Source organism: Rhodococcus sp. NPDC003318 (assembly GCF_042879035.1).
In the GTDB taxonomy this organism is placed as follows: Bacteria; Actinomycetota; Actinomycetes; order Mycobacteriales; family Mycobacteriaceae; genus Rhodococcus_G.
This window is the reverse complement of sequence record NZ_JBIAOU010000009.1, coordinates 169,938-195,517: the sequence shown is the minus strand read 5'-3', so window position 1 is coordinate 195,517 and position 25,580 is coordinate 169,938. Positions and strand designations below refer to the sequence as shown.

The following is a 25,580-nucleotide window of genomic DNA, read 5'->3' as shown; positions in this document are numbered from 1 at the left end:
CCACCTCCGGATGGTTCAGCTCTCGGGGAACGCGACCCTGGCGCTCATCGCCGGGATGCTGCACGAGATCTTCGAACGGCACACGAGCAACGTCGTACACGACAGCGCCTTCAACGACGCCGAGACCGCGCAGCAGCGGTACAAACTGTTCGTCCGGTCCCTGCGCCGCCTGATCAAACTGCTCCGCGAACGCGACGGCGAAGCGGCGTTCATCCACTGGGGCAAGCACATGAAAGCCGCCCAGGCGATGACGCTGGCCGGCAACGAGACCACCGAGGTCCGCGACATTCTCGACTGACGACGCGAGTTCGGCACGTAACGAGCTCGCCCGCCCCCGGACAGCGGTCAGGGGGCGGGCGGGACAGTATCGAACGTCGACGTCGATGCGTGGCTTCGGCGACTCAGCTCAGGCTGTCCGACACCTCTTCCGCCGTCGCGATCTGAGCGACGGCCGGGAAGACGTTCTCGAACGCGTGCGCGTGGGTCTCGGCGCGCATGTCGGTCACCGCGTCCGAGACGACCACCACGTTGAAGCCCAGATCGTAGGCCGAACGGACCGTCGACTCGACGCCGAACGTCGTTGCCACCCCGGTCACGACCACCGTCTCGACGCCGAGCTCGCGCAGCCGTTCGTCGAGCCCGGTGCCGTTGAAGATGCTGAGCCCCGCGCGGGCAACACGAAGATCGTCGTCGTGCGCGTCGAGACCCGGCGCGAGGACCTGCCCCGCCTCGGGGAAGACTCGCGGCTCACTGCCGTAGGCGTTCCGGCCCGCCGGGGTGCCCGTGGAGACGGCGTAGACGACGGGTCGTCCGTGCTTGCGGAAGTCGGCGGCGAGCGCGGCCGTCGCGTCGACGACCTCCGCGACGGGTCGAGCGAACGGGGCGGCGACCGTGGCGACCTGAAGGTCGACCACCAGCAGCGCCGAGAAATCGTCGAGACTCGTGGGCATGTGTGTGTACTCCTCGATTTCGGGGGCAGCGCGCGACACGCACACTATCCCAACGGTTCCGGCGACGACCGGCTGCTGAGGCGGTCGCTACATCATGTGCTTCGGGTGCACGTGCGAGGGCATCAGCTGCAGCATGGACATGCGGAACGCCATCTCCCGCCGATTGTCGACGAATTCGGAGTATAGGTCGTCGAGCGCGGCGGAACCCATGTTGTGCGGACCGACGATTCGGTAGCACGCCTGGTTGAAGCTGCCGAACCAGAGCTGGATGAACAGCTTCGGGTTGAGCATCATCCGCCACATGGGGACCATGCAGCCGATCTCACGCGCGAGTGCGTCCAGGTAGATGACCTGCGACGGAACGGCTTCGGTGTGTCGCGGGCTCAGCTCGGTGAAGTGCTCTTCCCACTCCTTCTCCCGGCCGATGACCTCGTCGAGATTGCGGGGAAGCCGCAACTTGCCGTTGATCAGCCGGGCGAAGTAGCGGGCCTGCATCTCCGCGACGATGGGGATACCACCCGAGAAGGGCCGGACGAACCCGATGAATGCCGCGGTCCCCTGGTGTTCGGGATGGATGAAGTGCCGATACAGGTTGCGGACGTTTCCCTCCTTGACCTGGAGGTCGCCGATGGAGAGTGCGTCGCTGGTGAAGCCCGTGCACAGCACGATGGTGTCGAATTCGCCAGTCTTCGAGTCCTTGAAGAAGACCCGGTTGCCGTCGGACTTCTCGATTCCCGCGTCGTTCAACACCACTCGACCGTCGACGATGCTCGGGATGAAGCTGACGTTCTTGCAGAAGATGGTGCGCTGCGTCCAGCTTCCGTCCGGGTGCGACCGACGATTCCAGGTCCGGATCAGATCCCAGTTCGCGTCGTTGTGGACCGTCCCGATGTCGAGCTTGGGGGGATGGACGGGCTCACCCATCGGGTTGACGGCCGGCTCGGCGGGACGCATACCCGGAATCAGCTTGTCGCGCAGCACACGCAGCGCGCCCAGTGCGGTGGTCACCACCCCGAGCACCACGGACAGGGCGAGGAAGAGTGCCTTCGCGACGCGATTGCGACCCCAGAACGACTCGAAGGGGAACGACTGATCGGTGGCCCGCCGGAGCATCTCGTGGTGGTGTGATCGCACGGTGCCGTTGTCGGTCGTCCTGGTGCTGTTGAACACCCGGGGCAGCAGGTAGTTGTACGACCGGATGGACAGCGTGCAGGCCTCGGCGACGTCACCGATCTCACGGACGATGTCGGCGCCGGATTCCGCCATGCCGACGACCAGGACGCGCTTGCCGCGGAAACGCTCGGCATTGCGGTACTCCGAGGAGTGGACGATCTCTCCGGAGAAGCCTGCGAGCTCGGCAATGTCGCGGTTGGGTGTCTTGAAGGGTCCGGAGCAGACGGCGACCGCGTCGAAGTCCTCCTTCGATTCGACATCACCCCGACGCACCGTGACGGTCCACCCCGCGGACGTGCGCTCGACGTTCGTCACTTCGCTGTCGAACCGGATGTGCTCGTGCAGGCCGAAGCGGTCGGAGTATTCCTCGAGGTACTCGAAGTACTGCTTGCGCTTGTAGAAGACCCGGCCGCCGGTGAACGGGAAGTCGGAATAGGCCATCAGCTTCATGGAGATGGTGAGGTGAAGGTTGTCGTATGCCTTCATCTTGCCGTCGTCGCCTTCGTCGCGAAGCCAGATGCCTCCGACGTTCGCGTTCCTGTCGAAGCACACGACCTCGTGCTTCTCGTCGAGCAGCTGCTTGACGGTCGTCAGCCCGCACGGGCCTGCCCCGACGACACAAACCTTCATGGTGTACCTCTCCGAGATCCCCGGACGGAATCGATCGACACGTTGCTGCCCCCACCCCCTGGGCAGAAAACACTTGCATAGGCAAACCTAAGGCAGTGCCCGGAGGGCGTCCACGGCTTCCTCGGCGAAATGCGACAAAACGGTCTGAATTGGCGTTGTTCAGGGCTTTCCACTCGAACTGGAAAACAGAAGGGCCGGACATTCGGGACACCGGGACCGTTGCCCGCGCGTCGGACCACGCCTTCGAGTGCTGCCCCACGCAAGTTCGTGGGGCCCGAGCGGAACCGTGCCGGAAGGGCATTGCGGGCACCACGGGGGCGAGGGCGCATCATTGTTCTGCGGGAGCACGGGTTCGGTACTTCGGTGCCGCCCCGCGACCGCGTGTCCTTCGACCGACTCTGTGCACATCGAACTGGAGGTTCCCGTGGCTGGTGGTCTCGTCGCCCTGCTGGACGACGTCGCTGCGATCGCGAAGGTGGCCGCGGCGTCCATCGACGACATCGGAGCCGCGGCGGGCAAGGCCAGCGTCAAGGCCGCCGGTGTCGTCGTCGACGACACCGCCGTCACCCCCCGCTACGTGCACGGCTTCTCCCCCAAGCGGGAGCTGCCGATCATCCGGAAGATCGCGATCGGCTCGATCCGCAACAAGCTCCTGATCATCCTGCCGGTGGCGATGATCCTGAGCCAGTTCCTGCCCCAAGCCCTGCCGTACCTGCTCATCGCGGGCGGGCTGTTCCTCTGCTACGAGGGCGCCGAGAAGGTCTACGAGGCACTGACCGGCGGTCATCACGACGACGACGAGGACACGACCGCAGCTCTGGGCGGGCCCGAGCACGAGAAGACGATGGTCAGCGGCGCCATCCGCACCGACCTGATCCTGTCCGCCGAGATCATGGTGATCTCGCTGTCGTCGGTCGAGGACGAACCGTTCCTCACCCGGCTGATCGTGCTGATCGTCGTCGCGATCCTCATCACCGTCCTCGTGTACGGCGTGGTCGCCCTGATCGTGAAGATGGACGACATCGGCCTGGCTCTCGCGAAGCGCAAGTCCACGTTCAGCCAGCGGATCGGGCGCGGCCTCGTCGCCGCGATGCCGAAGGTGATGACGGTGCTCACCGTCGTCGGGATCGCCGCGATGCTGTGGGTCGGCGGCCACATCCTGCTCGTCAACGTCGGCGAAGCCGGGTTCCACTGGCCGGCCGATGTCCTCCACGACCTCGAGCACTGGTTCGGCGAACTGGTGCACGGCGGCTTCGGCGGCGTCCTGTCCTGGACGGCCGGGACCGTGGTGTCCGCCCTCGTCGGGCTCGTCGTCGGCGCGATCGTCGTCCTGATGCTGCACCTGATCCCGAAGCGGAAGAAGAAGAAGGACGCCGCGGCCCACTGATCGTCACCGCCTCCCGACGTCCCTCTCGCCAGGGTTCCTGTGCGCCAACACGATCGACATGCCGCACCAGACCGTCATGGTTACGATGACGTCTAACACTACGGAGGGCGGCCCATGTCGGTTTCCACGGCAGTACCCGGATCCGCGACGCGGCCGGTCATCTCGGTGGGGCGTCGCAACCTGATCTTCGCGACCATCCTGATCGGAATGCTGCTCGCCGCCCTCGACCAGACCATCGTGTCGACGGCGTTGCCGACCATCGTCGGCGACCTCGGCGGCGCCGGGCACATGAGCTGGGTGGTCACCTCCTACATGCTCGCCGAGACCGTCTCGGTGGTGCTCGCCGGCAAGTTCGGTGACCTCTACGGACGCAAGATCGTCCTCGTCGTCTCCGTTGTGGTGTTCATCGTCGGATCCTTCTTCTGCGGCCTGGCCACCAACATGACCATGCTCATCGCCGCCCGTGCGGTGCAGGGCATCGGCGGCGGCGGCATCACGGTCACCTCCACCGCTCTCATCGCCGACGTCATCCCGCTGCGCGAACGCGGCAAGTACCAGGGCGCGCTCGGTGCCGTGTTCGGGGTGACCACGGTCATCGGGCCCCTGCTGGGTGGCCTGTTCACCGATCACCTGTCCTGGCGGTGGGCGTTCTACGTCAACGTGCCCATCGCGATCGTCGTCGTGGCCATGGCGATCCGCACGATCCCCGGGGCGGCCACCCTGGTGCGCAGGCAGATCGACTACCTGGGGGTCCTGTTCGTGTCCCTCGGCGCGATCGGGCTGACGCTGGGACTGTCGTGGGGCGGCTCGGAGTACGCCTGGGGGTCGGCGACGATCATCGGCCTGTTCGTCGGGTCGGTGATCTCGTTGGTGGTGTTCGTGTTCGTCGAACTCCGTGCCGCCGAGCCGATCATGCCGATGCACCTGTTCCGGCGACGGGTGTTCACCGTTGCGTCGATCCTGTCGTTCATAGTCGGATTCGCGATGCTCGGCGCGATGACGTACCTGCCCACGTTCCTGCAGTACGTCCAGGGCACATCGGCGACCGAATCCGGTATGCGGACCGTGCCGATGGTGGCGGGACTGCTGATCACGTCGATGTTCTCGGGCGCGGTCATCGGCCGCACCGGCAGGTACAAACTGTTCCCCATCGCCGGTTCCGCGGTGATCGCCCTCGGCCTGTACCTGCTCTCCCGGATGGACGAGCACACCTCGGTTCTCGCGACCTCCCTCTACATCCTGATCCTCGGCGCCGGCATCGGCCTGATCATGCAGGTGCTCACCATGGTTGTCCAGAACACGGCGAACTACCAGGACCTCGGTACCGCGACCTCGGCGGTCACGTTCTTCCGCACCCTCGGAATGTCGTTCGGCGCGGCCGTCATGGGAACGCTGTACGCGAACCGGCTGGCCACCGAACTGCCGGCCGCGATCGCCCAGGCCGGGCTGACCGACCCCTCCGCCGCGACCGTGCCCACCCGCGTCCACGCGCTGGACGCCGTCCAACGCGAGCCGATCGTGCACGCCTACGTCGACACGCTCCAGCACGTCTTCTACTGGGTGGTGCCGGTGGCCCTGCTCGCGTTGGCCCTGTCCTTCGTGCTGCCGCAGGTGCCGATGCGGGACACCGCCAAGGACGCCGCCCGGGGTCCGTCCGAGGGCTTCGCCGTGCCGGACGAGACCACCTCGGAGGTGCAACTCGAGACGATCATCGGTCGCGTCCTCAACCGCCAGGACCGCGGTGGCGCACTCGCCCGGGCCCTCGCGGACTCCGGGAGCACACTCGACCCGCCCACGGCATGGGGCCTGCTCGGAGTCGGACTGCGCGCCAAGCACTTCCGTGCCGTCGTCACACAGTCCGACATCGAGAACCGGATCGGTATCCCCGAAGGGGTGCTCACCTCCTTCTTCGACGAGATCGCGGACGCCGGTTACCTCACCCGTGACGGCGACCGCCTGGTGACGACCGAGACGGGCCGCGCCGAAGTGGACGCGATCTCGGCGGCGTGGCGCGACTGGCTCGTCGCTCAGATCCGGGAATGGTTGCCGGACGCCGATTCCGGAGACACGAAGCTGGAGGCGGACATCGACGCGGCACTGGCCCGCATCGCCCGCCGGGCCCTGGAGGAGGAAGAGTCGCCGTCCGGTCGGCACGCGATCGGTGGGCGACACGAGGTGCGGTCGAGCTAGAGTGCGGTGATCCGTTCGATCAGCCATGACCGGACACCGCTGACCGCCGTTCCGGCCAGCGCCGTGGGGTGGCCCGTGAACCCGTGCGGCGCCTCGGGATACACCCGGAGCTCGACGTCGTTGCCCGCCGCGGACAGTCGACCTGCCATCGCCAGGTTGTCGTCCAACAGCACGTCCTTGCTCCCGACGACCAGCAGCGTCGGCGGCAGACCGTGGAGATCGCCGTACACCGGCGAGATGTCGGCAGCCGTGCGGTCGTCCACGTGGCCGACGTATGCCCGGATGAAGTACTCGTCCGCGATCCGGCGTCCCGCAGGGGTTCGCGCACTCAGGTCGTAGGTGCCGAATTGGAGTGCGGCGCCGGTGAATCCGTCGACGACTCCGCGGTCCCGGAGCCGGAGCAGCGTTGCCGCAGCGAGTGTTGCTCCCGCCGATCGTCCTCCGATCGCCAGCCGGCTCGATCCGAATCGGGTCTCGGCGTGCTCGACGAGCCACAGCGCCGCCGCTTCACAGTCGTCGGGGGCCGCGGGCCAGGGGCACTCGGGTGCCAACCGGTAGTCGACGCTGACGACGGCGATGCGGAGTGCGTCCGCGAGTTCCCGGTTGCGCACGTCGTCCCTCGCCGCGGAGTCCATGTAGAAACCGCCGCCGTGGATGTCGAGGTACACGCCGCGAGCTCCGCCCGTGGTGGGGGTGAAGATCCGCACCGGGACCGAGGTTCCCGCGGCGTCGACCGTCTCCGCGATCGCCGGCGGATCGGCGGGGGCCGACGCTGCACGACTCTCCCGCACCCGGGTCAGCTCCTCGGGTGTATTCGGGCCACGACCGGCCGGCCTCACGTCGTAGAAGCGTCGGGCTTCGTCGATCTGCTCCGCGGGCACGTCGGTCAGCACAGCGTCCAGCGCAAAACGCACGCACCCTCCTCCAGTTCGGGCACCGCTCCGACGGGCGACTCCACCGTTCGGTCACGTCGTACTGCGGACGACCAGTTCCACCGGCAGCAGCTCGGTTCCGACGTCGCCGCCGCCGAGCAGTTCCAGCGCCCGCGTGACCGCCGTGGTCCCGATCCGATGAGCGGGTGAGCGCACGGTGGTCAGCGGTACGGGCAGCTGCGCCGCGACGGGAATGTCGTTGTACCCGATGAGCGCGACGTCGTCGGGCACGCTGAGCCCGAGGTCCCGGGTCACACCGAGGACACCGATCGCGACGGTGTCGCTGACGGCGAAGATCGCCCGCGGACGGTCGGGCCGGTCGAGCAGCGCCCGTCCCGCGTCGACACCCCCGGACACCTCGAAACTCGACGGCAGGATCCGATCCGGCGGGAGGGGGATCGACGCCTCGGCGAACGCGCCCCGGAACCCGCGGACGCGATCGCGGGCGGTGCTCGCGTGGTGCGGTCCGGCGATGACCGCGACATCGGTGTGGCCGCGATCGATCAGGTGGCGCGCGGCGAGGTAGCCGCCGCGGACGTCGTCGCCGCCGACGAACGGCAGCCCTGCCTCCGCGTGCCGGGTGACGGTGAGGATCGGCAGCGACCCCGCCGACAGCGACTCCACGAAGGGCCGCCCCGGAATGTGGAGGCTGCTCAGCAGCAGTCCGTCGACCTGCCTGCCGACCAGGAGGTCGATGGCGCGGCGCTGGGCGTCGAGGTCGTCGGGCGGGCTCGACAGCAGCACCGAGTACCCGGCGCGGGTCGCCGCCTCCTCGATGCCCTGGTAGGTGGTGGCGACGACACCGTCGGTCAGCCGCGGCATCACCACCCCGATGGTGGTGGTCTTGCGGGTGCGCAGGCTCGCCGCCCACATGTTCGGCCGGTAGCCGAGTTCGGCGGCGACCTCCCGCACGCGCAGCGCCGACTCCGACCAGCCGTCCACCGGTTCGAGCTGGCGCAGCACCCGGGAGGCGGTCGAGACGTGGACGCCGGCCTGCTCGGCGATCTGCTTCAGCGTCGGCGGTCGTTGCATACCGGTCGGGTCACCCTCTCGTTCGCTCGTGTCCTCCGTCGCGGTTGACGCACCGAGGTCCGGCACCTAGCCTAGCCGATGCAAACGTTCTTGCAATCGTTCTCGCAAACGTTCTGATCTGACCGTGCCACCCTCCCGGAGGAAATCGATGTCCAGCGCCCAGCCCCTGAGTCAGCTCTTCGCCCTCGACTCCCTGCTCACGCCGGAGGAAATCGAGATCCGCGACACTGTCCGCAAGTTCGCGAACGAGCGCATCCGTCCGCACGTCGCGACGTGGTTCGAGGAGGCGCGCATCCCGGCGCGCGAGCTCGCGCAGGAACTCGGTGGCCTCGGCGTCCTCGGCATGCACCTCGACGGCTACGACTGCGCCGGCATGAGCGCCACCGCCTACGGCCTGGCCTGCCTCGAGCTCGAGGCCGTCGACTCCGGCATCCGCAGCCTCGTCTCGGTGCAGGGCTCGCTCGCGATGTTCTCCATCCACCACTGGGGCAGCGAGGAACAGAAGCAGGAGTGGCTGCCGCGGATGGCCGCCGGACAGGCGATCGGCTGCTTCGGCCTGACCGAACCCGACTTCGGCTCCAACCCCGCAGGCATGCGCACGAACGCCAAGCGCGACGGGGACGACTGGATCCTGAACGGCACCAAGATGTGGATCACCAACGGCTCCGTCGCCGACGTCGCCGTCGTGTGGGCGCAGACCGACGAGGGAATCCGCGGATTCGTCGTCCCCACCGACACCCCGGGCTTCTCCGCACCGGAGATCCACTCGAAGATGTCGCTGCGCGCGTCGGTGACCTCCGAACTCGTCCTCGAGGACGTGCGCCTGCCTGGTTCGGCTGTCCTGCCGAAGGTCACGGGGCTGCGCGGTCCGCTCACGAGCCTCGGCGAGGCCCGCTTCGGGATCGTGTTCGGTGCGATCGGCGCCGCCCGCGACTGCCTCGAGACCGCCATCGACTACGCCCAGTCCCGCGAGGTGTTCGACAAGCCGCTGGCCGGATACCAGCTCACCCAGGCGAAGATCGCCGACATGGCGCTCGAGGTCGGCAAGGGCCACCTGCTCGCCTACCACCTCGGACGCATCAAGGACCGCGGCGAGATCACCCCCGAGCAGGTCAGCACCGGCAAGCTCAACAACGTCCGCGAGGCCATCGCCGTCGCCCGCGAATGCCGAACCATCCTCGGCGCCAACGGCATCACCCTCGAGTACCCCGTGATCCGGCACGCCAACAACCTCGAATCCGTCCTCACCTACGAGGGCACCTCCGAGGTGCACCAGCTGACCATCGGCAAGGCCCTGACCGGCGAGGCGGCGTTCCGGTGACCGGGGCGAGCGACGCGACGGGGAGGACCACCGGCGCGCTCGACGGCCTCGTCGTCGCGGACTTCGGGCGTGTCCTCGCCGGCCCGTACGCGACGATGCTGCTCGCCGACCTCGGCGCCGAGGTGATCAAGATCGAACGCCCCGGGCGCGGCGACGACACCCGGCAGTGGGGACCGCCCTGGGTCGGTGACGAGTCCACCTACTTCGCCGGCGTCAACCGCAACAAGGAGTCGGTCGCGCTCGACCTCACCGACGCCGACGACCTCGCCGTCGCCCGCGACCTCGTCGCCCGCGCCGACGTCGTGGTCGAAAACTTCCTGCCCGGCACCATGGACCGCCTCGGACTCGGCTACGACACTGTGCGCGAACGGAATCCGGGCCTGGTGTACTGCTCGGTCACCGGGTTCGGCGGCCACAACGACCTGCCCGGCTACGACCTGCTGATCCAGGCGGTCGGCGGCCTGATGAGCATCACCGGGCCCGATCCCGCCACCCCGACGAAGGTGGGTGTCGCGGTGGTGGACGTGATCACCGGACTGCACGCCGCGGTCGGCATCCTCGCCGCACTGCGGCACCGCGACTGCACCGGCGAGGGCCAGCGCGTGGAGGTGAATCTGCTGTCGTCGCTGCTGTCGGCGTTGGCGAACCAGTCGTCCGGATACGTCGCCGCCGGTGTCGTGCCCCGCGCGATGGGCAACCGGCACCCGAGCATCGCACCGTACGAGGTGTTCGACACCGCCGACCGTCCGATCGTCCTCGCCGTCGGAAACGACCGCCAGTTCGCTTCCCTCGCAGACGTTCTCGGACTCCCCGAACTCGCCACCGACGAACGCTACTCGACCAACAGGGCACGGGTCGCGCACCGAGAGGACCTCACGAAGACGATCACCGACGCCCTCGCCGCCGACACCGCCGACGCCTGGTTCGACCGACTCACCGCCCAGCGGGTCCCCTGCGGACCACTCAACGACATCGCCGGCGCCGTCGACCACGCACAGCGGCTGGGACTGAACCCGGTCGTGACGATCGACGACCCGCGCCGGGATGCCCCCGTGCGGCAGGTCGCGAACCCGATCACCCTCAGCGCAACGCCCGCGACCTACCGCTCCGCCCCACCCCGGCTGAGCTGACGCAGTGGTGCACATACGGACGTCGGGGCATCCGTTTGTGCACCACTGGGAGATCGGTCGGCCGGCGTCAGGGGGTGAGCAGGACCTTGGTGGCGCGCCGCTCGTCCATCGCCCGGTACCCCTCCGCCGCCTGGTCGAGCGGCAGGGTGAGGTCGAACACCGTGCCCGGGTTGATCTTTCGGTCCCAGATCAGCCGGATCAGATCGGGGAGGAAGCGGCGGACCGGCGCCGGGCCGCCGTGCAGGTGCACCGCGGAGAAGAACAGCCCGATCCCGTCGAGGGACACGTCGTGGGAGACACCGACGTAGCCGACGTGCCCGCCCGGCCGGGTCGCATCGACGGCCTGCATCATCGACTCCTGGGTGCCGACGGCCTCGATGACGCTGTGCGCACCGAGTCCGTCGGTGAGTGCCTTGACCCTCGCGACACCGGCGTCGCCGCGTTCCTCGACGATGTCCGTGGCACCGAATTCGCGGGCGAGGGTCTGCCGGTCGGCGTGGCGGCTCATCGCGATGATCCGCTCCGCGCCGAGTTCCTTCGCGGCCAGGATCCCGAGGAGTCCGACGGCGCCGTCGCCGACCACCGCGACGGTCTTGCCCGGACCGACCTCGGCGGCCACGGCGGCGAACCAGCCGGTGCCGAGCACGTCTGACGCCGCGAGCAACGACGGGACCAGGTCGGCGTCGGGCTGACCCGGCGTCGCGACGAGCGTGCCGTCGGCGAGCGGGATGCGGGCGTACTCTGCCTGGGTGCCGATGGCGCCCATCGGGTGGGCGTGCACGCAGCGGGACTGATATCCGGCGCGGCAGATCTCACAGGTGTTGTCCGAGGCGAAGAACGAGCCGACGACGAAATCGCCGACCTTCACGTTCTGCACCTCGGCGCCGATCTCGGTGACGACCCCGACGTACTCGTGACCCATCGGGGCGTGATCGACCTCCTCGGCGCCGCGGTAGGGCCACAGGTCGGATCCACAGATACATGACGCCGTGACACGGATGATCGCGTCGGTGGGTTCGACGAGCGTCGGATGCTCACGGTCCTCCACGCGGACATCTCCGGGGGCGTACATGACGACTCCACGCATGGTGGCGTTCTCCTTTCCATCGAGAGCGGACCGAACACCGTCGACACCGGCAGCAGCGTCGCCATGTTCGTGGCTCACGGGACGGCCCGGAACGGTCGGTGCGGTCATGGACACCAGCCTGACCCGGCGCGCGCGGACGCGGGAGTCCCTGACGAGGGGTGTACCGACAGGGCACCCCTCACCTGCACTGTTCGACCTACCCTCGGTGAGGTGGACAACCGAGCCGAGGTACGCGAGTTCCTGATGACCCGCCGCGCCCGCCTCACCCCCGAGGCCGCCGGGATCACCGCCGGCGGCAACCGCCGCGTCCCGGGTCTACGCCGCAGCGAGGTCGCCGCGCTCGCCGGCGTCAGCGTCGAGTACTACGCCAAACTCGAACGCGGCGCCATCGCCGGCGCATCCGCCTCCGTCCTCGATGCGCTCGCTCGCGCCCTGCAACTCGACGACACCGAACAGGCACACCTGCTCGACCTCGCCCGCGCCGCCGACGGCATCCCCACCAGCGGACGCTCCCGCCGCCGCGCCACCAAACCCGCACAGCCACGACCGAGCCTGCAGTGGGCACTCGCCTCCATCACCGATGCCGTCGCCGTCGTCCGCGACCAGCGCCAGAACCTGATCGCCACCAACGAACTCGGACGCGCGTTCTACTCCCCCGTGATCGGCGACAGCGGACGCACCCCGAACCTCGCCCGGTTCCAGTTCCTCGACCCCGCCGCACGTGACTTCTACCCCGACTGGGACCGGTTCGCGGACATGTGTGTCGCCATCATGCGCGCCGAAGCCGGACGCGACCCCCACGACAAGGCACTCCAGGACCTCGTCGGAGAACTGTCCACCTGCAGCGAGACCTTCCGCACCCTCTGGGCGGCCCACAACGTCCGCACCCACGGCGCAGGCACCAAACGCTTCCACCACCCCGTCGTCGGCGAACTGGTCCTCGCCTACGAAGAACTCGCCCTCACCGCCGAACCCGGCCACGTCATGCTGATCTACACCGCCGAACCCGGCTCCCCCTCGGCCGACCGACTGCGACTGCTCGCGTCCTGGAGCGCGGAACACTGCCCCCACGACCTGCCCGTGCCCGCATCCGGAGCCGAGGGTCGAACGGCGGCATCGCTGTCGAAAAGCTCTGCCATTCAAGGAGACAAGCGAAACCATGAAGTTGACGAGAAGTGACGGGCACACTGCTGTCGGACCCACGGAGTGGTTCACCGGAGCGGTCTACATCGACGGTGTCCGCCATCCCGACGACCAGTCGGCAGTCGGGTGCGCCCACGTCCGATTCACACCCGGCGCGCGCACAGCCTGGCACACCCACCCCAAGGGTCAAACGCTGTACGTGACCGACGGTATCGGTCTCGTGGCCCGACGCGGGGGCGAGGTCCAGGAGATCAGGCCGGGTGACGTCGTCTACATCGAGCCCGACGAAGTGCACTGGCACGGTGCCACCCCGGACCGCTTCATGGCACACGTCGCCATCCAGGAAGCCGACGCCGACGGTCGAGTGGTGACCTGGCTCGACCACGTCACCGACGACGAGTACCGGGCGTGAGGACCACGAGGACCCCCACAACCCGGCCCCGGAACACTTCGGGCGCCCGTCGTTGCGGCTCGGTTACTCACCGCCGCAACGACGGCATGTCACCGAACAGACGCGGTCAGCCCACGGACACAGCGGCGACGCTGACCGCAGGGTAGATGGGGTACTCGACGCCGGAGAGGTACTGGACGGTGCGCACGACCTGGCACGAGTAGCCGAACTCGTTGTCGTACCAGACGTAGAGGATGGCGGTGTCGCCGTCGACGATCGCCGCGTTGGCGTCGACGATGCACGCCGCGCGCGAACCGATGAAGTCGCTGGACACGGCGTCGGTGGCAGCCGTGTAGTCGAGGTTCCGGCTCAGCGCCCCGGTGAGCGATTCCTGACGGAGGTGCTCGAGCACCTCCTCCTTGGTGGTCTCACGGTTCAGCTGCAGGTGCAGGATCGCGACGGAGACGTCCGGCGTGGGGACGCGGATCGAGTTGCCGGTGATCTTCGCCTTCAGCTCGGGCAGCGCCTTCGCGACGGCCGAGGCGGCACCGGTCTCGGTGAGCACCAGGTTGAACGGCGCGGAACGACCACGACGGTCCGCCTTGTGGTAGTTGTCCAGCAGGTTCTGGTCGTTGGTGAACGAGTGCACCGTCTCGACGTGGCCGCGCGACACACCGAACTCGTCGTCCATGCTCTTCAGCGGCGGGACGATGGCGTTGGTGGTGCAGGACGCGCACGACACGATCTGCTCGTTCGGGTCGAGGCTGCGGTGGTTGACGCCGTGCACGATGTTGGGGACGTCGCCCTTGCCGGGCGCGGTGAGCACGACCTTCGCGATTCCCGGGCGCAGGTGCTGCGACAGCCCGTCGCGGTCGCGCCAGATCCCGGTGTTGTCGATCAGGATGGCGTTGTCGATGCCGTACTCGGTGTAGTCGACGCTCGTCGGATCGTTGCTGTAGATGAACTTGATGACGTTGCCGTTGGCGATCAGGGTGTTGTTCTCGGCGTCGACCTTGATCGTGCCGTTGAACTGCCCGTGGACGGAGTCGCGGCGCAGCAGCGAGGCACGCTTGACGAGGTCGTCGCCGCCACCCTTGCGGACCACCACGGCACGCAGGTTCAGTCCGTTACCCGAGCCGGCCTTCTCGATGAGCAGGCGAGCAACGAGACGACCGATCCGCCCGAACCCGTACAGGACCACGTCCTGCGGCTTCGCGGGGCTGGTCTGGGCGCCGCCGACCAGATCGGCGAGGCGCTGCGCGACGAACTCCGGGATCGACTGTCCGGCGCCCTCGGCGTGGTACGCCGTCACCAGGAGGCCGAGGTCGATCTTCGACGGCCGCAGGTCGAGGCTGGTCAGCGCCTCGAGGAACGGGAACGTCTCCTCGACGGACAGCTCGTCGCCGCGGATCTGCCGAGCGAAACGATGGGTCCGCAGGATGCCGATGACCGACTTGTTCACCAGCGAGCGACTGTGAAGCAGAATCGTCACCGAGTGCCGGCGGTGCAGGCCGCCGATGATCGGGATCATCGCCTCCGCAAGAGCCTCCTCGGAGTTCCACTGGGTCAATTCCGCTGTGCTCACTGCGCTCCTCTGTCCTACTCACTCCCATGACGCGTCCGAGGGTTGGATGCCGGCCCGGACGAGACGCACGTCACTCGCCCGTCGACGTTCTGGATCGGTGGAACCAGCTCGCGACCGGCGCCGATGACGACGCGCGCGGGGACCAGCATATTGAAGGGTTCCCGCGGGCCGACAAGCCGGTCGCCGAAACCGTCCGACGGGACGTTGAACCTGGTCATCTCACGGGAGCGACGGCCCCGGACACCTGCTGTTGTGTCCATGCTGCACCGACCTGCTTCGGCGACTCGCCGAGGTCGGTCGAAGTAGCGCGGCATGTGCGCGGCCCCGACTTCGCTGACGGCAGCGGTCGAGAATATGGAGAAGTTGTCGTCGCGCATGCAACAACGCAATTATCCCCGCGCCATGTCCACGAATCTCGAGTAGTGCAGTTGGTGCGCGACGGTAATCGTGGCCGTCGGGCCGCCTCGGTGTTTGCCGAGGATGATGTCGGCCTCGCCGCCGCGGGGGTCGTCGCGTTCGAAGGCGTCGGGGCGGTGCAGGAGCATCACCATGTCGGCGTCCTGCTCGAGTGAGCCGGACTCACGGAGGTCGGAGACCTGCGGCCGCTTGTCGGTTCGCTGCTCGGGACCACGGTTGAGCTGACAGATCGCGACGACGGGGACTTCGAGTTCCTTCGCGAGAAGTTTGAGGCTACGCGAGAATTCGGAGACCTCCTGCTGGCGGGATTCGACCTTCTTGCCGGATGTCATCAGCTGCAGGTAGTCGAGGACGACGAGTTTGATGTCGTGTTTCTGCTTGAGGCGCCGCGCTTTTGCGCGGATCTCCATCATCGTCAGGTTCGGTGAGTCGTCGATGTACAGCGGTGCCTCGCTGATCTCGCTCATCCGCCGCGCGAGACGCGTCCAGTCGTCGTCGGTCATCTTGCCGGACCGCATGTCGGACAGTTTGATCTTCGCCTCCGCGGACAGCAGGCGCATGACGATCTCGGTCTTGCTCATCTCCAGGGAGAACAGGACGCTGCCCATGCCGTGCTTGATGGAGCAGGACCGCATGAAGTCCATGCCGATCGTCGAGTTGTGCGTCGGCACCATCGCACGGCCCGCGAGGTAGAGGTGGTCGGCGTTGTCGACCTCGACGCAGCGGACGGGGACGCCGGCGACGGCGCGGACGGCGACGACGCGGCGGACCCCGAGACGCCTCGTGCAGTTGCCGCGGAGATCCTTGTGCAGCAGGGCCTTTCGCGGTCCGCCGAACACGTCGTCGTCGGTCGCGAACGTCACGGTCGCGCCCTCGGTCGTGGACTCGTAGCCGAGGCCGGCGAGGAGTTCGGCGAGGTCGGCGGCGAAGCCGGGGTTCGGGGTGGCCACCACGACGGTGCCGTCGCCGTGCACGTCGGCGACCGTGTCCAGGACGCCGGCGAGGAGCATCCGGCGCTGCGCCTGCGAGGCACGCAGGTAGCGGGACGGGATCCGGCGCTCCCCCGTGTCGCCGACGGCGGCGAGGTCCGCCTCGCCCTCGGCCTCGATCCGCATGACCACCTCGGGGTCGGCCGCCGACGCCGCGACGGTGCCGTCGCCGAGCCATGCACCGAGCGTGTACGGCGGCACCGGCAACGACTCCGCGGGCAGGTCCAGGGGTCGGGTGTTGACGACGACGTGGCCGGCGTCGACGGTGGCCGCGAGGTCGCCGCTGATCCGCACCGCGGCGACGCCGTGGACCTCGGTGAGCCACTGGTGCTGCTCGTCCGCGACGAGGACGGTGCCGTCGGAGAACTCGATCTCGTAGCAGGGCCGGTCGGTCATCACGTCGGTCGCGGCGACGACGGTGGTGGGGCGGCCCTGCGCGTCGATCAGCCGATCACCCACGGCGACCTCGCCCATCGTGGTCCAGCCGGTCGGGGTGGGCAGCGGGGTGTCGAGGGCGAGCGCCTTGCCGACGCCCGGGCGGGCCGCGACGATGATCATCTGCCCGGGGTGCAGGCCGTTGGTGATCTCGTCGAGTTCGCTGAAGCCGGTGGGGACGCCGAGGGAGATGCCGCCGCGGCTGGCGATGGAGTCGATCTCGTCCATCGTCGGCTGCAGCAGTTCCTCGAGGATGACGAAGTCCTCGGCGGCGCGGCGTTCGGTGACCTCGTACACCTCGGCCTGCGCGCGGTCGACGACCTCCGCGACGTCCTGGCCGTCCGCGCCCGCGTAGCCGAACTGGACGATACGGGTGCCCGCCTCGACGAGGCGACGCAGGATCGACTTCTCGGCGACGATCTCGGCGTAGTAGCCGGCGTTCGCGGCCGTCGGCACCGTCTGCGTCAGCGTCACCAGGTAGGGGGCGCCACCGATCCGCCGCAGTTCGCCCTTGCGGTCGAGTTCGGCGGCGACGGTCACCGGGTCGGCGGGCTCGCCGCGCGAGTACAGGTCGAGGATGGCGTCGTAGACGCTCTGGTGGGCGGGCCGGTAGAAGTCGCCGGGGCGCAGCTTCTCGAGCACGTCCGCGATGGCGTCCTTGCTCAGCAGCATGCCGCCGAGCACCGACTGTTCCGCGGTCATGTCCTGCGGGGGCTGACGCCCGAAGTCCTCACGGGGCGGCTCGTCCGGCTCCGGGTAGTCGGAATGTCCACGATCGTCGACAACCGCCACGCGATCACCGTCCTCTCCGCGAGTACGAGCCCGCCGCGACACACCGCGGTCGGGCACCATACGAAATAGATACGCGCCGGCACCGACAGAGCCGGGACCGGGTCTCGAGGGGACCCGTCCCGGGCCGTCCGGCGGACACGCCCGCGACGACGTTATGCACATGCGCCGCGTGGTTCAACACAGGGTGTGTACACAGCTGTGGATGAATTGTGGAATCGCCTGGAGCGACTTGTTCACCACTTGTGGACAACCTGAGGATAACGAACATCACATATCCAAAACGGGCAGGTCAGAGCCGTTCTTCTCGTCCACACAGCTGTGGATGAAAACTCGCTCGGCGTGTCTGTCGGCATGCCGTTTGGGCGTGTTGCGCATGTCACGGTTCCACGCAACGTGAAAGGCCACATAGTGACGGATTACACCGGTCAGCCGCTCCGGTGAGGACGCGTCACAACTCGGTTTCGCGTGAAACACACAAAGCAGGGCCCCGCAGACCTGGATCTGCGGGGCCCTGCCTGCGAACGAGTCGGCCTAGTCGGCGACCACGTTCAGGTGGAACTTGGCGGTGACGTCCGGGTGCAGGTTGATCAGCACCAGGTGCTTGCCGGTGGCCTTGATGTGGGCCTTCGGCAGCTCGACGATCCGCTTGTCGACCACGGGACCACCGGCGGCCTTGATGGCGCCGGCGACGTCCGCCGCGGTGACCGAGCCGAACAGCTTGCCCGCGTCCGAGGTCTTCACCGAGAGCGAGATGCCCTCGATGCCCTCGATCGCGGCCTTGAGCTCCTTGGCGTGGTCCAGGCCGCGCACGGCGCGGGCCTCCTGGGCACGACGGATGCCCTCGACCTGCTTCTGGGCGCCACGGGTGGCGACGATCGCCAGACCGCGGGGCAGCAGGTAGTTGCGGCCGTAGCCGTCCTTGACCTCCACGGTGTCGCCGGGCGCACCGAGGTTGTCCACGTCAGCGGTGAGGATCAGCTTCATGTCTTCCCTCCCTTTCCTTAGCGAGCCGTAGAGACGTAAGGAAGCAGCGCAACCTCACGCGAGTTCTTCACGGCAACGGCCACGTCCCGCTGGTGCTGGACGCAGTTGCCGGTGACACGGCGCGCACGGATCTTGCCGCGGTCGCTGACGTACTTACGCAGCAGCGTCGTGTCCTTGTAGTCGATCTGCACGTTCTTTTCCTTGCAGAAGGTGCAGACCTTCTTCTTCATCACCTTGTCGCGCAACGGCGGCTTCGGCATTGTCCTTCTCCGTGTTTCTCAATGTTCGTCGCGTTCCGACTCCCGCGCGGGGTCAGAACGGCGGTTCGTCGTTTCCACCGCCACCGAAGGAACCGGCCGACTGCGGGGCGCTGCCCCACGGGTCGTCCACCGGACCGGCCGCGGGGCGTCCACCGCCCGCACCACCCGAGGAACCGAAGCCGCCACCGCCGCCGCCACCGCGGTTGGCCTTGTTGACCTTGGCCGTGGCGTAGCGGAGCGAGGGGCCGATCTCGTCGACCTCGAGCTCCACGACAGTGCGCTTCTCACCCTCGCGGGTTTCGTAGGACCGCTGCTTGAGCCGGCCCTGCACGATCACCCGCGAACCGCGAGTCAGCGACTCCGCGACGTTCTCCGCTGCCTCACGCCAGATGTTGCAGCGGAGGAATAGCGCTTCGCCGTCCTTCCACTCGTTGCTCTGGCGGTCGAAGGTGCGGGGCGTGGACGCGACGGTGAAGTTCGCGACCGCAGCACCCGCGGGGGTGAAGCGGAGCTCGGGATCGGCCGTCAGGTTCCCGACGACGGTGATCACGGTGTCGCCTGCCATGTGGTTCCTCCTGCAGTGTGTGGAATCCAGATTGCCTCGAGCCTAGGACGTCACTCCGACGCCCGTCTCGGCTCGCGGCGCACTGCGATCACTTGGCGTGGCGCAGAACCTTGGTGCGAAGCACCGACTCGTTCAGGCCGAGCTGGCGATCCAGCTCGTTGACGGTGGCCGGGGTGGCCTTGATGTCGATGACCGCGTAGATGCCTTCGCTGTGCTTGGCGATCTCGTACGCGAGACGACGCTTGCCCCAGACGTCGACGTTGTCGACGGAGCCGCCGTCCTGGCGGACAACATTGAGGAACGTATCCAGCGACGGGGCGACAGTGCGCTCGTCCAGGCTGGGGTCGAGGATGACCATCAGTTCGTAATGACGCATAAGACCTCATCACCTCCTATGGACTGTGAAACGGTCACGGACGATCCGTGACAGGAGGGTCGTTGCGTCAGCAACCTTTGCAGGGTACACGAGGGGCCGCTGACCTGCGAAATCGCCTCCCGCAGGCGAGCGGTGGCACGACCGTGCCACGAAAGGCCCCTGCGCCCGGATGCGCACGGGCACACTGTGCCCGACTGCCCGGCGACCCGAACGGGCACGAGCGGGAGGATGTGCGATGGATGCCGCCGGAGCCGTCTGCGTGGCGGTGACGTTCACCTCGCTGGGCATGGTGCTCGCCGTCTCGGTCCTCGAGGCGCCGCTGAAGTTCCGCGCACCCGGCATCACGATCCCACTGGGGCTGGGCATCGGGCCGCTCGTCTTCCGTGCCCTCAGCGCGGTGGAGGTGGTGCTGACGCGGCACACACCGATCCGATCCGGTCCGCGACGATAGGGTGGCGACATGGGGACACGGTCACGGGCGAGCACCACCACGACCGTCACCGTGACGTTGGTGTGTGCCCTGACGCTGGCACTGGCCTACCTCAACAAGGCGCGCTGTGCGGGCGCCCCGTTCGACGCGATCGGACGCAGCCTGATCTTCGACCGGATCAAGGACTCGTCCGTCTGCTACTCCGACATCCAGTTCCTGTGGAGCGGACGCGAGATCGACAATCACGTCTTCCCCTACCTGACGGGAAGCATCACCGACGCCGGCGCGCTGATCGGCGGGGCCGTCGAGTACCCGGTGCTCAGCGGGCTGCTGATGTGGCTGGGCGCGATCGACGCGCACACCGACGCGGCGTTCCTGCTGCACTCCGCGCTGATCCTGACGCCGTTCGGGTTGGCGACCGCGTGGATGCTCGGTCGCCTCGCCGGCTGGCCGGCGCTGCTGTGGTCGGCCGGACCGCCGCTGGTGCTGTACGCGTTCCACAACTGGGAACTGCCGGTGGTCGCGGCCGCGACCGCGGCGATCTTCGTCGTCACGTGTTTCGACCGGATTCCGCTGCGCGCCCGCGGCGCTCTCGCCGCGGTGCTGCTGGCCGTCGGGATGTGCCTGAAGATCTATCCGGGCCTGTTCGTCCTGCCGCTGATGGCGTACGTGTTCACCGGCGGGATCGACGGACGCGAACTGCCGCCGACCGTGCCGGGGCGCTACGACCCGAAGGGCGCACTCGCGGTCGCCGGGGCGGCGGTGGCGACCGCGGCGGCGATCAACCTGCCGTTCGCGGTCCTCGGCTGGGACGGCTGGACCGCGTCGTTCGCCTTCCAGTCCGATCGCCAGGCCGACATCACCACGAACTCCGTGTGGTACTGGGGAATTCGGCCGTGGTTCGACGGCGTGGAGGGCCCGGGGACCGACTACGCGCGGTTCGTGTCGGTGGCGTCCCCGCTGCTGATCACCGCGGCGTTCGCGCTGGCGCTGTGGCTCGGCTGGCGGCGCCACCGCCGCGACGGCAGCTACCCGTGGCTGATGGTCAGCGCGGCGATGCTGTGCGGATTCCTGCTGCTGCACAAGGTTCATTCACCGCAGTACACGCTGTGGCTCATCCCGTTCCTGGTGCTGCTGCGGGTGCCGTGGACCCTGGTCGGCGCCTACCTGCTCGCCGACCTCGCGATGGGCGTCGGCGTGTTCCGCTACTTCGCCGCCCTCGCCTCGGGCAGCGACCCCTCCACCGAGAAACTCGTCGTGGAGTTCGGTGTGTGGGGTCGCGCCGTACTGCTCGTCGTGTTCTTCGTGTTGTTCCTCCGCGCCGACCCCCGACTTCCGAAGCCGGCGGCGGCCCCCACCCCACCGGAAGCGGCGACGGCAGCGAGATGACGACGGTGAACGAATCCTGGTACAGCGCACCGGTTCTGGACGGACGGCGCGTCCGCCTCGAACCTCTCGTCGCCGCGCATGCCGCCGGGCTCGCCGACGCCGCGGACGACCCCGAGCTGTTCCGATGGACGTCGGCTCCGATCGCCGGGTTGGAGGACGCGGAGGCGTTCATCCGGGCGGCGTCCGCCGATCCGCACCGGACGGCCTTCGCGCAGGTGGACGTCGCCACCGGCACCGTCGTCGGCACGACGTCCTACTACGACATCCGGCCCGCGCACCGTTGCCTCGCCATCGGTTACACGTGGATCTCCCGGGCCGCGCAGGGCACCGCGATCAATCCGGAGGCGAAGTACCTGCTGATGCGCCGGGCGTTCGAGGAGCTGGGCGCCGTCCGGGTGGAGTGGCACACCGACGAGCGCAACGCGCAGTCGCGGGCGGCGATCGCGAAGCTGGGCGCGCAGTTCGAGGGGCTGCTGCGCAAGCACCGGCGCCGCCGCGACGGCAGTTGGCGGACCACCGCCCTGTTCGCGATGACCGACGACGACTGGCCCGCGGCCCGGACGGGGCTCGAGCACCGAATCGGGTGAACGGTGCGCCGTGGGCGGCACAGCTGTTGACACGGGAACGGATGCGGCTACCCTCTCGACTTGAAGCATCAACTATGCGAGGAGCGACCATGCCCGCCACGTCCTTCGCCGCGCCCGTCACCGCCACGTACGGGACCGACGATCCGTCCGCTCCCCTGGTCGTGCTCCTGCACGGCCGCGGCTCGACCGATCGCGAGATCCTGTCGCTGGCCCCCCACCTGCCGGACGGCATCGCCTACGCCGCGGTGCGCGCCCCGATCGCCGAGGGAACGGGCTTCGCCTGGTTCGCCAACCGCGGCATCGGCCGGCCCGTCGCCGAATCCCTCGCGGCCACCATGGCATGGTTCCGCGACTGGCTCGACTCGGTGGCGCCGCCCGGTCGCCCGGTGGTCCTCGTCGGCTTCAGCGGCGGGGCGGCCTTCGCCGGCGGCCTGCTCCTCGACGATCCCGGCCGGTACGCCGGTACCGCCGTCCTCTACGGCACGCTCCCCTTCGACGCCGGCGTGCCCGTCGGCCCCGGACGCCTCGCGGACCTGCCGGTGTTCGTCGCCCAGGGCGACCAGGACCACGTCATCCCGGCCGAATTGCTCACGCGCACCTGGGATTACCTGAACGGGAATTCCGGAGCGTCCGCCTCGTCGCACCGCGACCCCGGCGGGCACGGGATCTCCGCCACCACGCTGTCCGCCCTGCGGGAGTGGATCGACGGCACGGTGACGGCGTGAGCGACGAACACACCTGGACCGTCCGGTCCGCAGCCGACGTCCTCCTGGGCGCCGAGGCGACGCGCACCGACCGACACCCCGTCACCGACGACTGGCCCGAACTCGACCTCGACACCGCCTACCGGGTGCAGGACGAACTGATCGCGCGCAAGGTGGCCGCCGGCGAGAAGATCGTCGGCGTCAAACTCGGGCTCACCTCGGCCGCGAAACAGCAACGCATGGGCATCGGTTCGCCGCTGACGGCGTGGCTGACCGACGCGATGATCCTCGAGGCGGGCGCACCGGTGCCGACCGGCGAACTCATCCATCCGCGCGTCGAACCGGAGATCGTCTTCGTCCTCGGTGAGCGGCTGGAAGGACCCGGCGTGACCGCGGAGTCGGCGCTGGCGGCCGTCCGGTCCGTGTACGCGGGCGTGGAGGTGATCGACAGCCGCTACATCGATTTCAGGTTCACACTTCCCGATGTCGTGGCCGACAACGCCTCGTCGGCGCGGTTCGTCCTCGGCGGAGTCGAACTCGGACCCGCCGACCTGGACCTCGTCGCGGAGACGTGCGTGCTGTCGGTGAACGGCGCCGTCGTGGACACCGCGACCGGCGCTGCGGTGCAGGGCCATCCGGCCGAGGCACTCGCGCTGGCGGCCAACGCTCTCGCCGAGCGTGGTGTCGCACTCGAACCGGGCTGGATCGTCCTCACCGGCGGCATGACCGACGCCGTCTTCGTCGAACCCGGCGACCGCATCGACGCCGAGTTCACGCACCTCGGCACGGTCACCGTCACCGGAAGCTGAGTGCGAACGACCCTCCGCCAAGGGTCGGGGTTTCGGCGGAGGGTCGTCTCGCGCATCAGACGACGCTGCCGAGGCCGACGAGCAGACCGCCCAGCGTTCCACCCAGCAACTCGAGCAGGCCGTTGACGACCAGCCCCAGGGATCCGAGAAGCATTCCAGTACAACTCCTTTCCTTTGTAGTAGGGATTGTTCCGTTAAACAGTGACAATGCCATGGCAAACAGCCGGGAATCAGCTGACCGTATCGCCGTGAAAAGAAGGTGAAGTGACTCAGGACACCCGCGTCGGCGGGCCGGACACCGACCACGCCCGCCCCGGAACCTCGGGAGTCAGCCATCCCGGCAGCCACCGAGGTGGCGCGTCGGGGGCGCCGTCGAGCACTCCGCCGACGGGGTCGTCCACCCCGGCAGCGCGAACGAGATCCTCGTCGGGCCGGTAGATCTGCCGGATGACCATGGCGCACAGGACGAGCACCGCGAGGTCGCGGACGACGACGGTCGCGGTGAACCACTGCTCCGGCAGGCCCTTGTTCCCGACGCCGAGGTAGTAGTACATCCGCGGCACCCACACCAGTGCGTCGATCGTCATCCACGCCAACAGGATCCGGCGGTGCGGCAGAGCCAGTACCGCCAGCGGCACCAGCCACAGCGAGTACTGCGGGCTCCACACCTTGTTCGTCAGCAGGAACCCGGCGACGAGCAGGAAGCACAGCTGCGCCACCCGCGGCCGGCGCGGTGCCGTCAACGCGATCCAGCCGATGCCGGCGCACACCCCGGCGAACAGCAACAGCGACACCGTGTTCAGGATCGTCGGGCTCTCCCCGCGCGCCAGCACCCCGTCGAATCCGGTCCAGCCGGTGAACGAGGAGACGACGTTGTACAGCGAGTCCGGGTCGGCGCCGCGTTCGGAGTTGAGCCGGAAGAACTCGTGCCACCCGTCCGGGAAGGCCAGGGCGATCGGCAGATTCACCACCAGCCACGCCGCTCCGGCGGCGACCGCCGCCCGCCACCAGTCCTGGAACCGGCCGGCCCGCAGGCACAGCACCAGAAGCGGGCCGAGCAGCATCAGCGGGTACAGCTTCGTCGCGCCACCGAGCCCGAGCAGCACCCCCGCGAGCACCGGGCGTCGCCGCGCCCACGCCAGGAGCCCCGCACCGGCGAGAGCCGTTGCCAGCGGATCGAAATTGGTGAAGGCGTGCACCACGACCAGGGGCGACACCGCAACCAGTGCCGCATCCCACATCCGGCGGCCGGCCAACAGCACCGTCGACCACACCGTCACCAGCCACGCGACCGCCAGCCCGAACGCGACGACGTTGAAGTAGAGAACCACCTGCAGCGCGCCCGGCAGCCACGGCGCCGCATGCCACGCCTTCGCGACGGTCATCGACACGTACTGGTACAGCCCGGCGAGCACCGGGTACTCCATGTACCGCGTCTGCACCGACCCGTCGGACGCGGGCTCCTCCCACGACTTCTTGTACGGGAACGCGCCCTCGTCGAGGCGTTCGGCGCCGTAGAGCGGGACGGTGTCCGAGTAGCACAGCGCCGTGTACTGGCGGCTGCCGCTCCAATCCAGCCCGAGCACGCCGCCGGGACCGTTGGGGGCCTGCTGGACACATGCCGCCTTGCCGAACCACCCCAACGCCAGGAACACGACCGCGAGGAGCAGGATCACCCGCAACGGTGTCAGGAACCGTTGCCGTCCGACCAGCGCACGCCGGCCGACCGGGCCGCCGATCACGCTCGCCGCCTGCGCGGTGAGCGGGTCGGTGCGGCCGGGCAGGTCCCGGTCCGCCGACCGCCGGTCGTCGGCGAGCGGGGCGGGTGACGTCACGGTCACCGTGTCCGCGTCGCCGTCCGCGGTGCTGATCCCTGAGTCCTCCGCCACCGT

General features: G+C 68.5%; 23 protein-coding genes and 1 pseudogene. 12 read left to right on the top strand and 12 right to left on the bottom strand.

Annotated features, from left to right (window positions below; all coding sequences use genetic code 11):
- Positions 1–298, top strand: a pseudogene (locus ACFYVR_RS16680) (GntR family transcriptional regulator); the annotation flags it as partial.
- Between the two features lie 103 nt (positions 299–401).
- On the opposite strand, the gene ACFYVR_RS16675 reads toward ACFYVR_RS16680, so the two are convergent.
- Positions 402–950: a cysteine hydrolase gene (locus tag ACFYVR_RS16675; RefSeq protein ID WP_387474996.1), complete on the bottom strand. Its 549-nt coding sequence runs from the start codon at positions 948–950 to the stop codon at positions 402–404.
- Positions 951–1,037: 87 nt separating this feature from the next.
- Positions 1,038–2,753 (bottom strand): flavin-containing monooxygenase, encoded by a 1,716-nt coding sequence (locus ACFYVR_RS16670; protein ID WP_387474994.1) that lies wholly within the window; start codon positions 2,751–2,753, stop codon positions 1,038–1,040.
- Positions 2,754–3,177: 424 nt separating this feature from the next.
- Here ACFYVR_RS16670 and ACFYVR_RS16665 point away from each other — a divergent pair, with 424 nt between their 5' ends.
- Positions 3,178–4,140, top strand: a complete 963-nt coding sequence (locus ACFYVR_RS16665) for a DUF808 domain-containing protein (protein WP_387474992.1) — start codon at positions 3,178–3,180, stop codon at positions 4,138–4,140.
- Between the two features lie 114 nt (positions 4,141–4,254).
- Positions 4,255–6,330, top strand: coding sequence for an MDR family MFS transporter (locus ACFYVR_RS16660; RefSeq protein WP_387474990.1), 2,076 nt, complete (start codon positions 4,255–4,257; stop codon positions 6,328–6,330).
- On the opposite strand, the gene ACFYVR_RS16655 is transcribed toward ACFYVR_RS16660, so the two are convergent.
- Together ACFYVR_RS16655 and ACFYVR_RS16650 are read right to left on the bottom strand one after the other, a co-directional pair.
- Positions 6,327–7,244, bottom strand: coding sequence for an alpha/beta hydrolase (locus tag ACFYVR_RS16655; protein WP_387474988.1), 918 nt, complete (start codon positions 7,242–7,244; stop codon positions 6,327–6,329). The genes ACFYVR_RS16660 and ACFYVR_RS16655 overlap by 4 nt on opposite strands.
- A 51-nt stretch (positions 7,245–7,295) precedes the next feature.
- A complete protein-coding gene (locus ACFYVR_RS16650; RefSeq protein WP_387474986.1) occupies positions 7,296–8,294 on the bottom strand; it encodes a LacI family DNA-binding transcriptional regulator in 999 nt (332 codons plus the stop codon).
- A gap of 148 nt (positions 8,295–8,442) precedes the next feature.
- Between ACFYVR_RS16650 and ACFYVR_RS16645 the strand changes: the two genes are divergently transcribed.
- On the top strand, positions 8,443–9,615 hold the full coding sequence (locus ACFYVR_RS16645) for an acyl-CoA dehydrogenase family protein (RefSeq protein ID WP_387474984.1): 1,173 nt from the start codon (positions 8,443–8,445) through the stop codon (positions 9,613–9,615).
- Positions 9,612–10,745 carry a CaiB/BaiF CoA transferase family protein gene (locus ACFYVR_RS16640; protein ID WP_387474982.1) on the top strand — a complete coding sequence of 378 codons (1,134 nt, stop codon included), beginning with the start codon at positions 9,612–9,614 and terminating at the stop codon, positions 10,743–10,745. The genes ACFYVR_RS16645 and ACFYVR_RS16640 overlap by 4 nt, the downstream gene beginning before the upstream one ends.
- 67 nt (positions 10,746–10,812) lie before the next feature.
- On the opposite strand, the gene ACFYVR_RS16635 is transcribed toward ACFYVR_RS16640, so the two are convergent.
- A complete protein-coding gene (locus tag ACFYVR_RS16635) occupies positions 10,813–11,832 on the bottom strand; it encodes a zinc-dependent alcohol dehydrogenase family protein (RefSeq protein ID WP_387475008.1) in 1,020 nt (339 codons plus the stop codon).
- Between the two features lie 210 nt (positions 11,833–12,042).
- On the opposite strand from ACFYVR_RS16635, the gene ACFYVR_RS16630 reads away from it, so the two are divergent.
- Together ACFYVR_RS16630 and ACFYVR_RS16625 are read left to right on the top strand one after the other, a co-directional pair.
- Complete coding sequence (locus ACFYVR_RS16630) at positions 12,043–13,011, top strand: helix-turn-helix domain-containing protein (protein ID WP_387474980.1); 969 nt, start codon at positions 12,043–12,045, stop codon at positions 13,009–13,011.
- The gene (locus ACFYVR_RS16625; protein ID WP_387474978.1) at positions 12,992–13,387 is read left to right on the top strand and encodes a cupin domain-containing protein; all 396 of its coding nucleotides are present in this window, start codon (positions 12,992–12,994) and stop codon (positions 13,385–13,387) included. Before ACFYVR_RS16630 ends, ACFYVR_RS16625 begins: the two co-directional genes overlap by 20 nt.
- Positions 13,388–13,493: 106 nt before the next feature.
- On the opposite strand, the gene ACFYVR_RS16620 is transcribed toward ACFYVR_RS16625, so the two are convergent.
- The 6 genes from ACFYVR_RS16620 to rpsF all read right to left on the bottom strand — a co-directional run bounded on the left by ACFYVR_RS16620 (position 13,494) and on the right by rpsF (position 19,769).
- A complete protein-coding gene (locus ACFYVR_RS16620) occupies positions 13,494–14,951 on the bottom strand; it encodes a glyceraldehyde-3-phosphate dehydrogenase (RefSeq protein WP_387474976.1) in 1,458 nt (485 codons plus the stop codon).
- A 389-nt stretch (positions 14,952–15,340) separates the two neighbouring features.
- On the bottom strand, positions 15,341–17,584 hold the full coding sequence (dnaB, locus tag ACFYVR_RS16615; protein ID WP_387474974.1) for a replicative DNA helicase: 2,244 nt from the start codon (positions 17,582–17,584) through the stop codon (positions 15,341–15,343).
- A gap of 531 nt (positions 17,585–18,115) precedes the next feature.
- Positions 18,116–18,568, bottom strand: coding sequence for a 50S ribosomal protein L9 (gene rplI / locus ACFYVR_RS16610; RefSeq protein ID WP_387474972.1), 453 nt, complete (start codon positions 18,566–18,568; stop codon positions 18,116–18,118).
- A gap of 17 nt (positions 18,569–18,585) precedes the next feature.
- On the bottom strand, positions 18,586–18,828 hold the full coding sequence (rpsR, locus tag ACFYVR_RS16605) for a 30S ribosomal protein S18 (RefSeq protein ID WP_007537290.1): 243 nt from the start codon (positions 18,826–18,828) through the stop codon (positions 18,586–18,588).
- Positions 18,829–18,880: 52 nt separating this feature from the next.
- Positions 18,881–19,393 carry a single-stranded DNA-binding protein gene (locus tag ACFYVR_RS16600; RefSeq protein ID WP_387474969.1) on the bottom strand — a complete coding sequence of 171 codons (513 nt, stop codon included), beginning with the start codon at positions 19,391–19,393 and terminating at the stop codon, positions 18,881–18,883.
- Positions 19,394–19,481: 88 nt separating this feature from the next.
- Positions 19,482–19,769, bottom strand: a complete 288-nt coding sequence (rpsF, locus tag ACFYVR_RS16595; RefSeq protein WP_387474967.1) for a 30S ribosomal protein S6 — start codon at positions 19,767–19,769, stop codon at positions 19,482–19,484.
- A 235-nt stretch (positions 19,770–20,004) separates the two neighbouring features.
- On the opposite strand from rpsF, the gene ACFYVR_RS16590 reads away from it, so the two are divergent.
- The 5 genes from ACFYVR_RS16590 to ACFYVR_RS16570 all read left to right on the top strand — a co-directional run bounded on the left by ACFYVR_RS16590 (position 20,005) and on the right by ACFYVR_RS16570 (position 23,688).
- A complete protein-coding gene (locus tag ACFYVR_RS16590; RefSeq protein WP_387475010.1) occupies positions 20,005–20,220 on the top strand; it encodes a hypothetical protein in 216 nt (71 codons plus the stop codon).
- Positions 20,221–20,229: 9 nt separating this feature from the next.
- Complete coding sequence (locus ACFYVR_RS16585; RefSeq protein WP_387474965.1) at positions 20,230–21,588, top strand: hypothetical protein; 1,359 nt, start codon at positions 20,230–20,232, stop codon at positions 21,586–21,588.
- Positions 21,589–21,593: 5 nt separating this feature from the next.
- Positions 21,594–22,175 (top strand): GNAT family N-acetyltransferase, encoded by a 582-nt coding sequence (locus ACFYVR_RS16580; protein WP_387474963.1) that lies wholly within the window; start codon positions 21,594–21,596, stop codon positions 22,173–22,175.
- Between the two features lie 89 nt (positions 22,176–22,264).
- Entirely contained in the window at positions 22,265–22,900 is a 636-nt protein-coding gene (locus ACFYVR_RS16575; protein WP_387474961.1) for an alpha/beta hydrolase, read from the top strand.
- Complete coding sequence (locus ACFYVR_RS16570; RefSeq protein WP_387474959.1) at positions 22,897–23,688, top strand: 2-keto-4-pentenoate hydratase; 792 nt, start codon at positions 22,897–22,899, stop codon at positions 23,686–23,688. The genes ACFYVR_RS16575 and ACFYVR_RS16570 overlap by 4 nt, the downstream gene beginning before the upstream one ends.
- Before the next feature lie 269 nt (positions 23,689–23,957).
- Here ACFYVR_RS16570 and ACFYVR_RS16565 read toward each other — a convergent pair whose 3' ends face one another.
- Entirely contained in the window at positions 23,958–25,577 is a 1,620-nt protein-coding gene (locus ACFYVR_RS16565; RefSeq protein ID WP_387474957.1) for a glycosyltransferase family 87 protein, read from the bottom strand.
- Positions 25,578–25,580 lie beyond the last annotated feature (3 nt).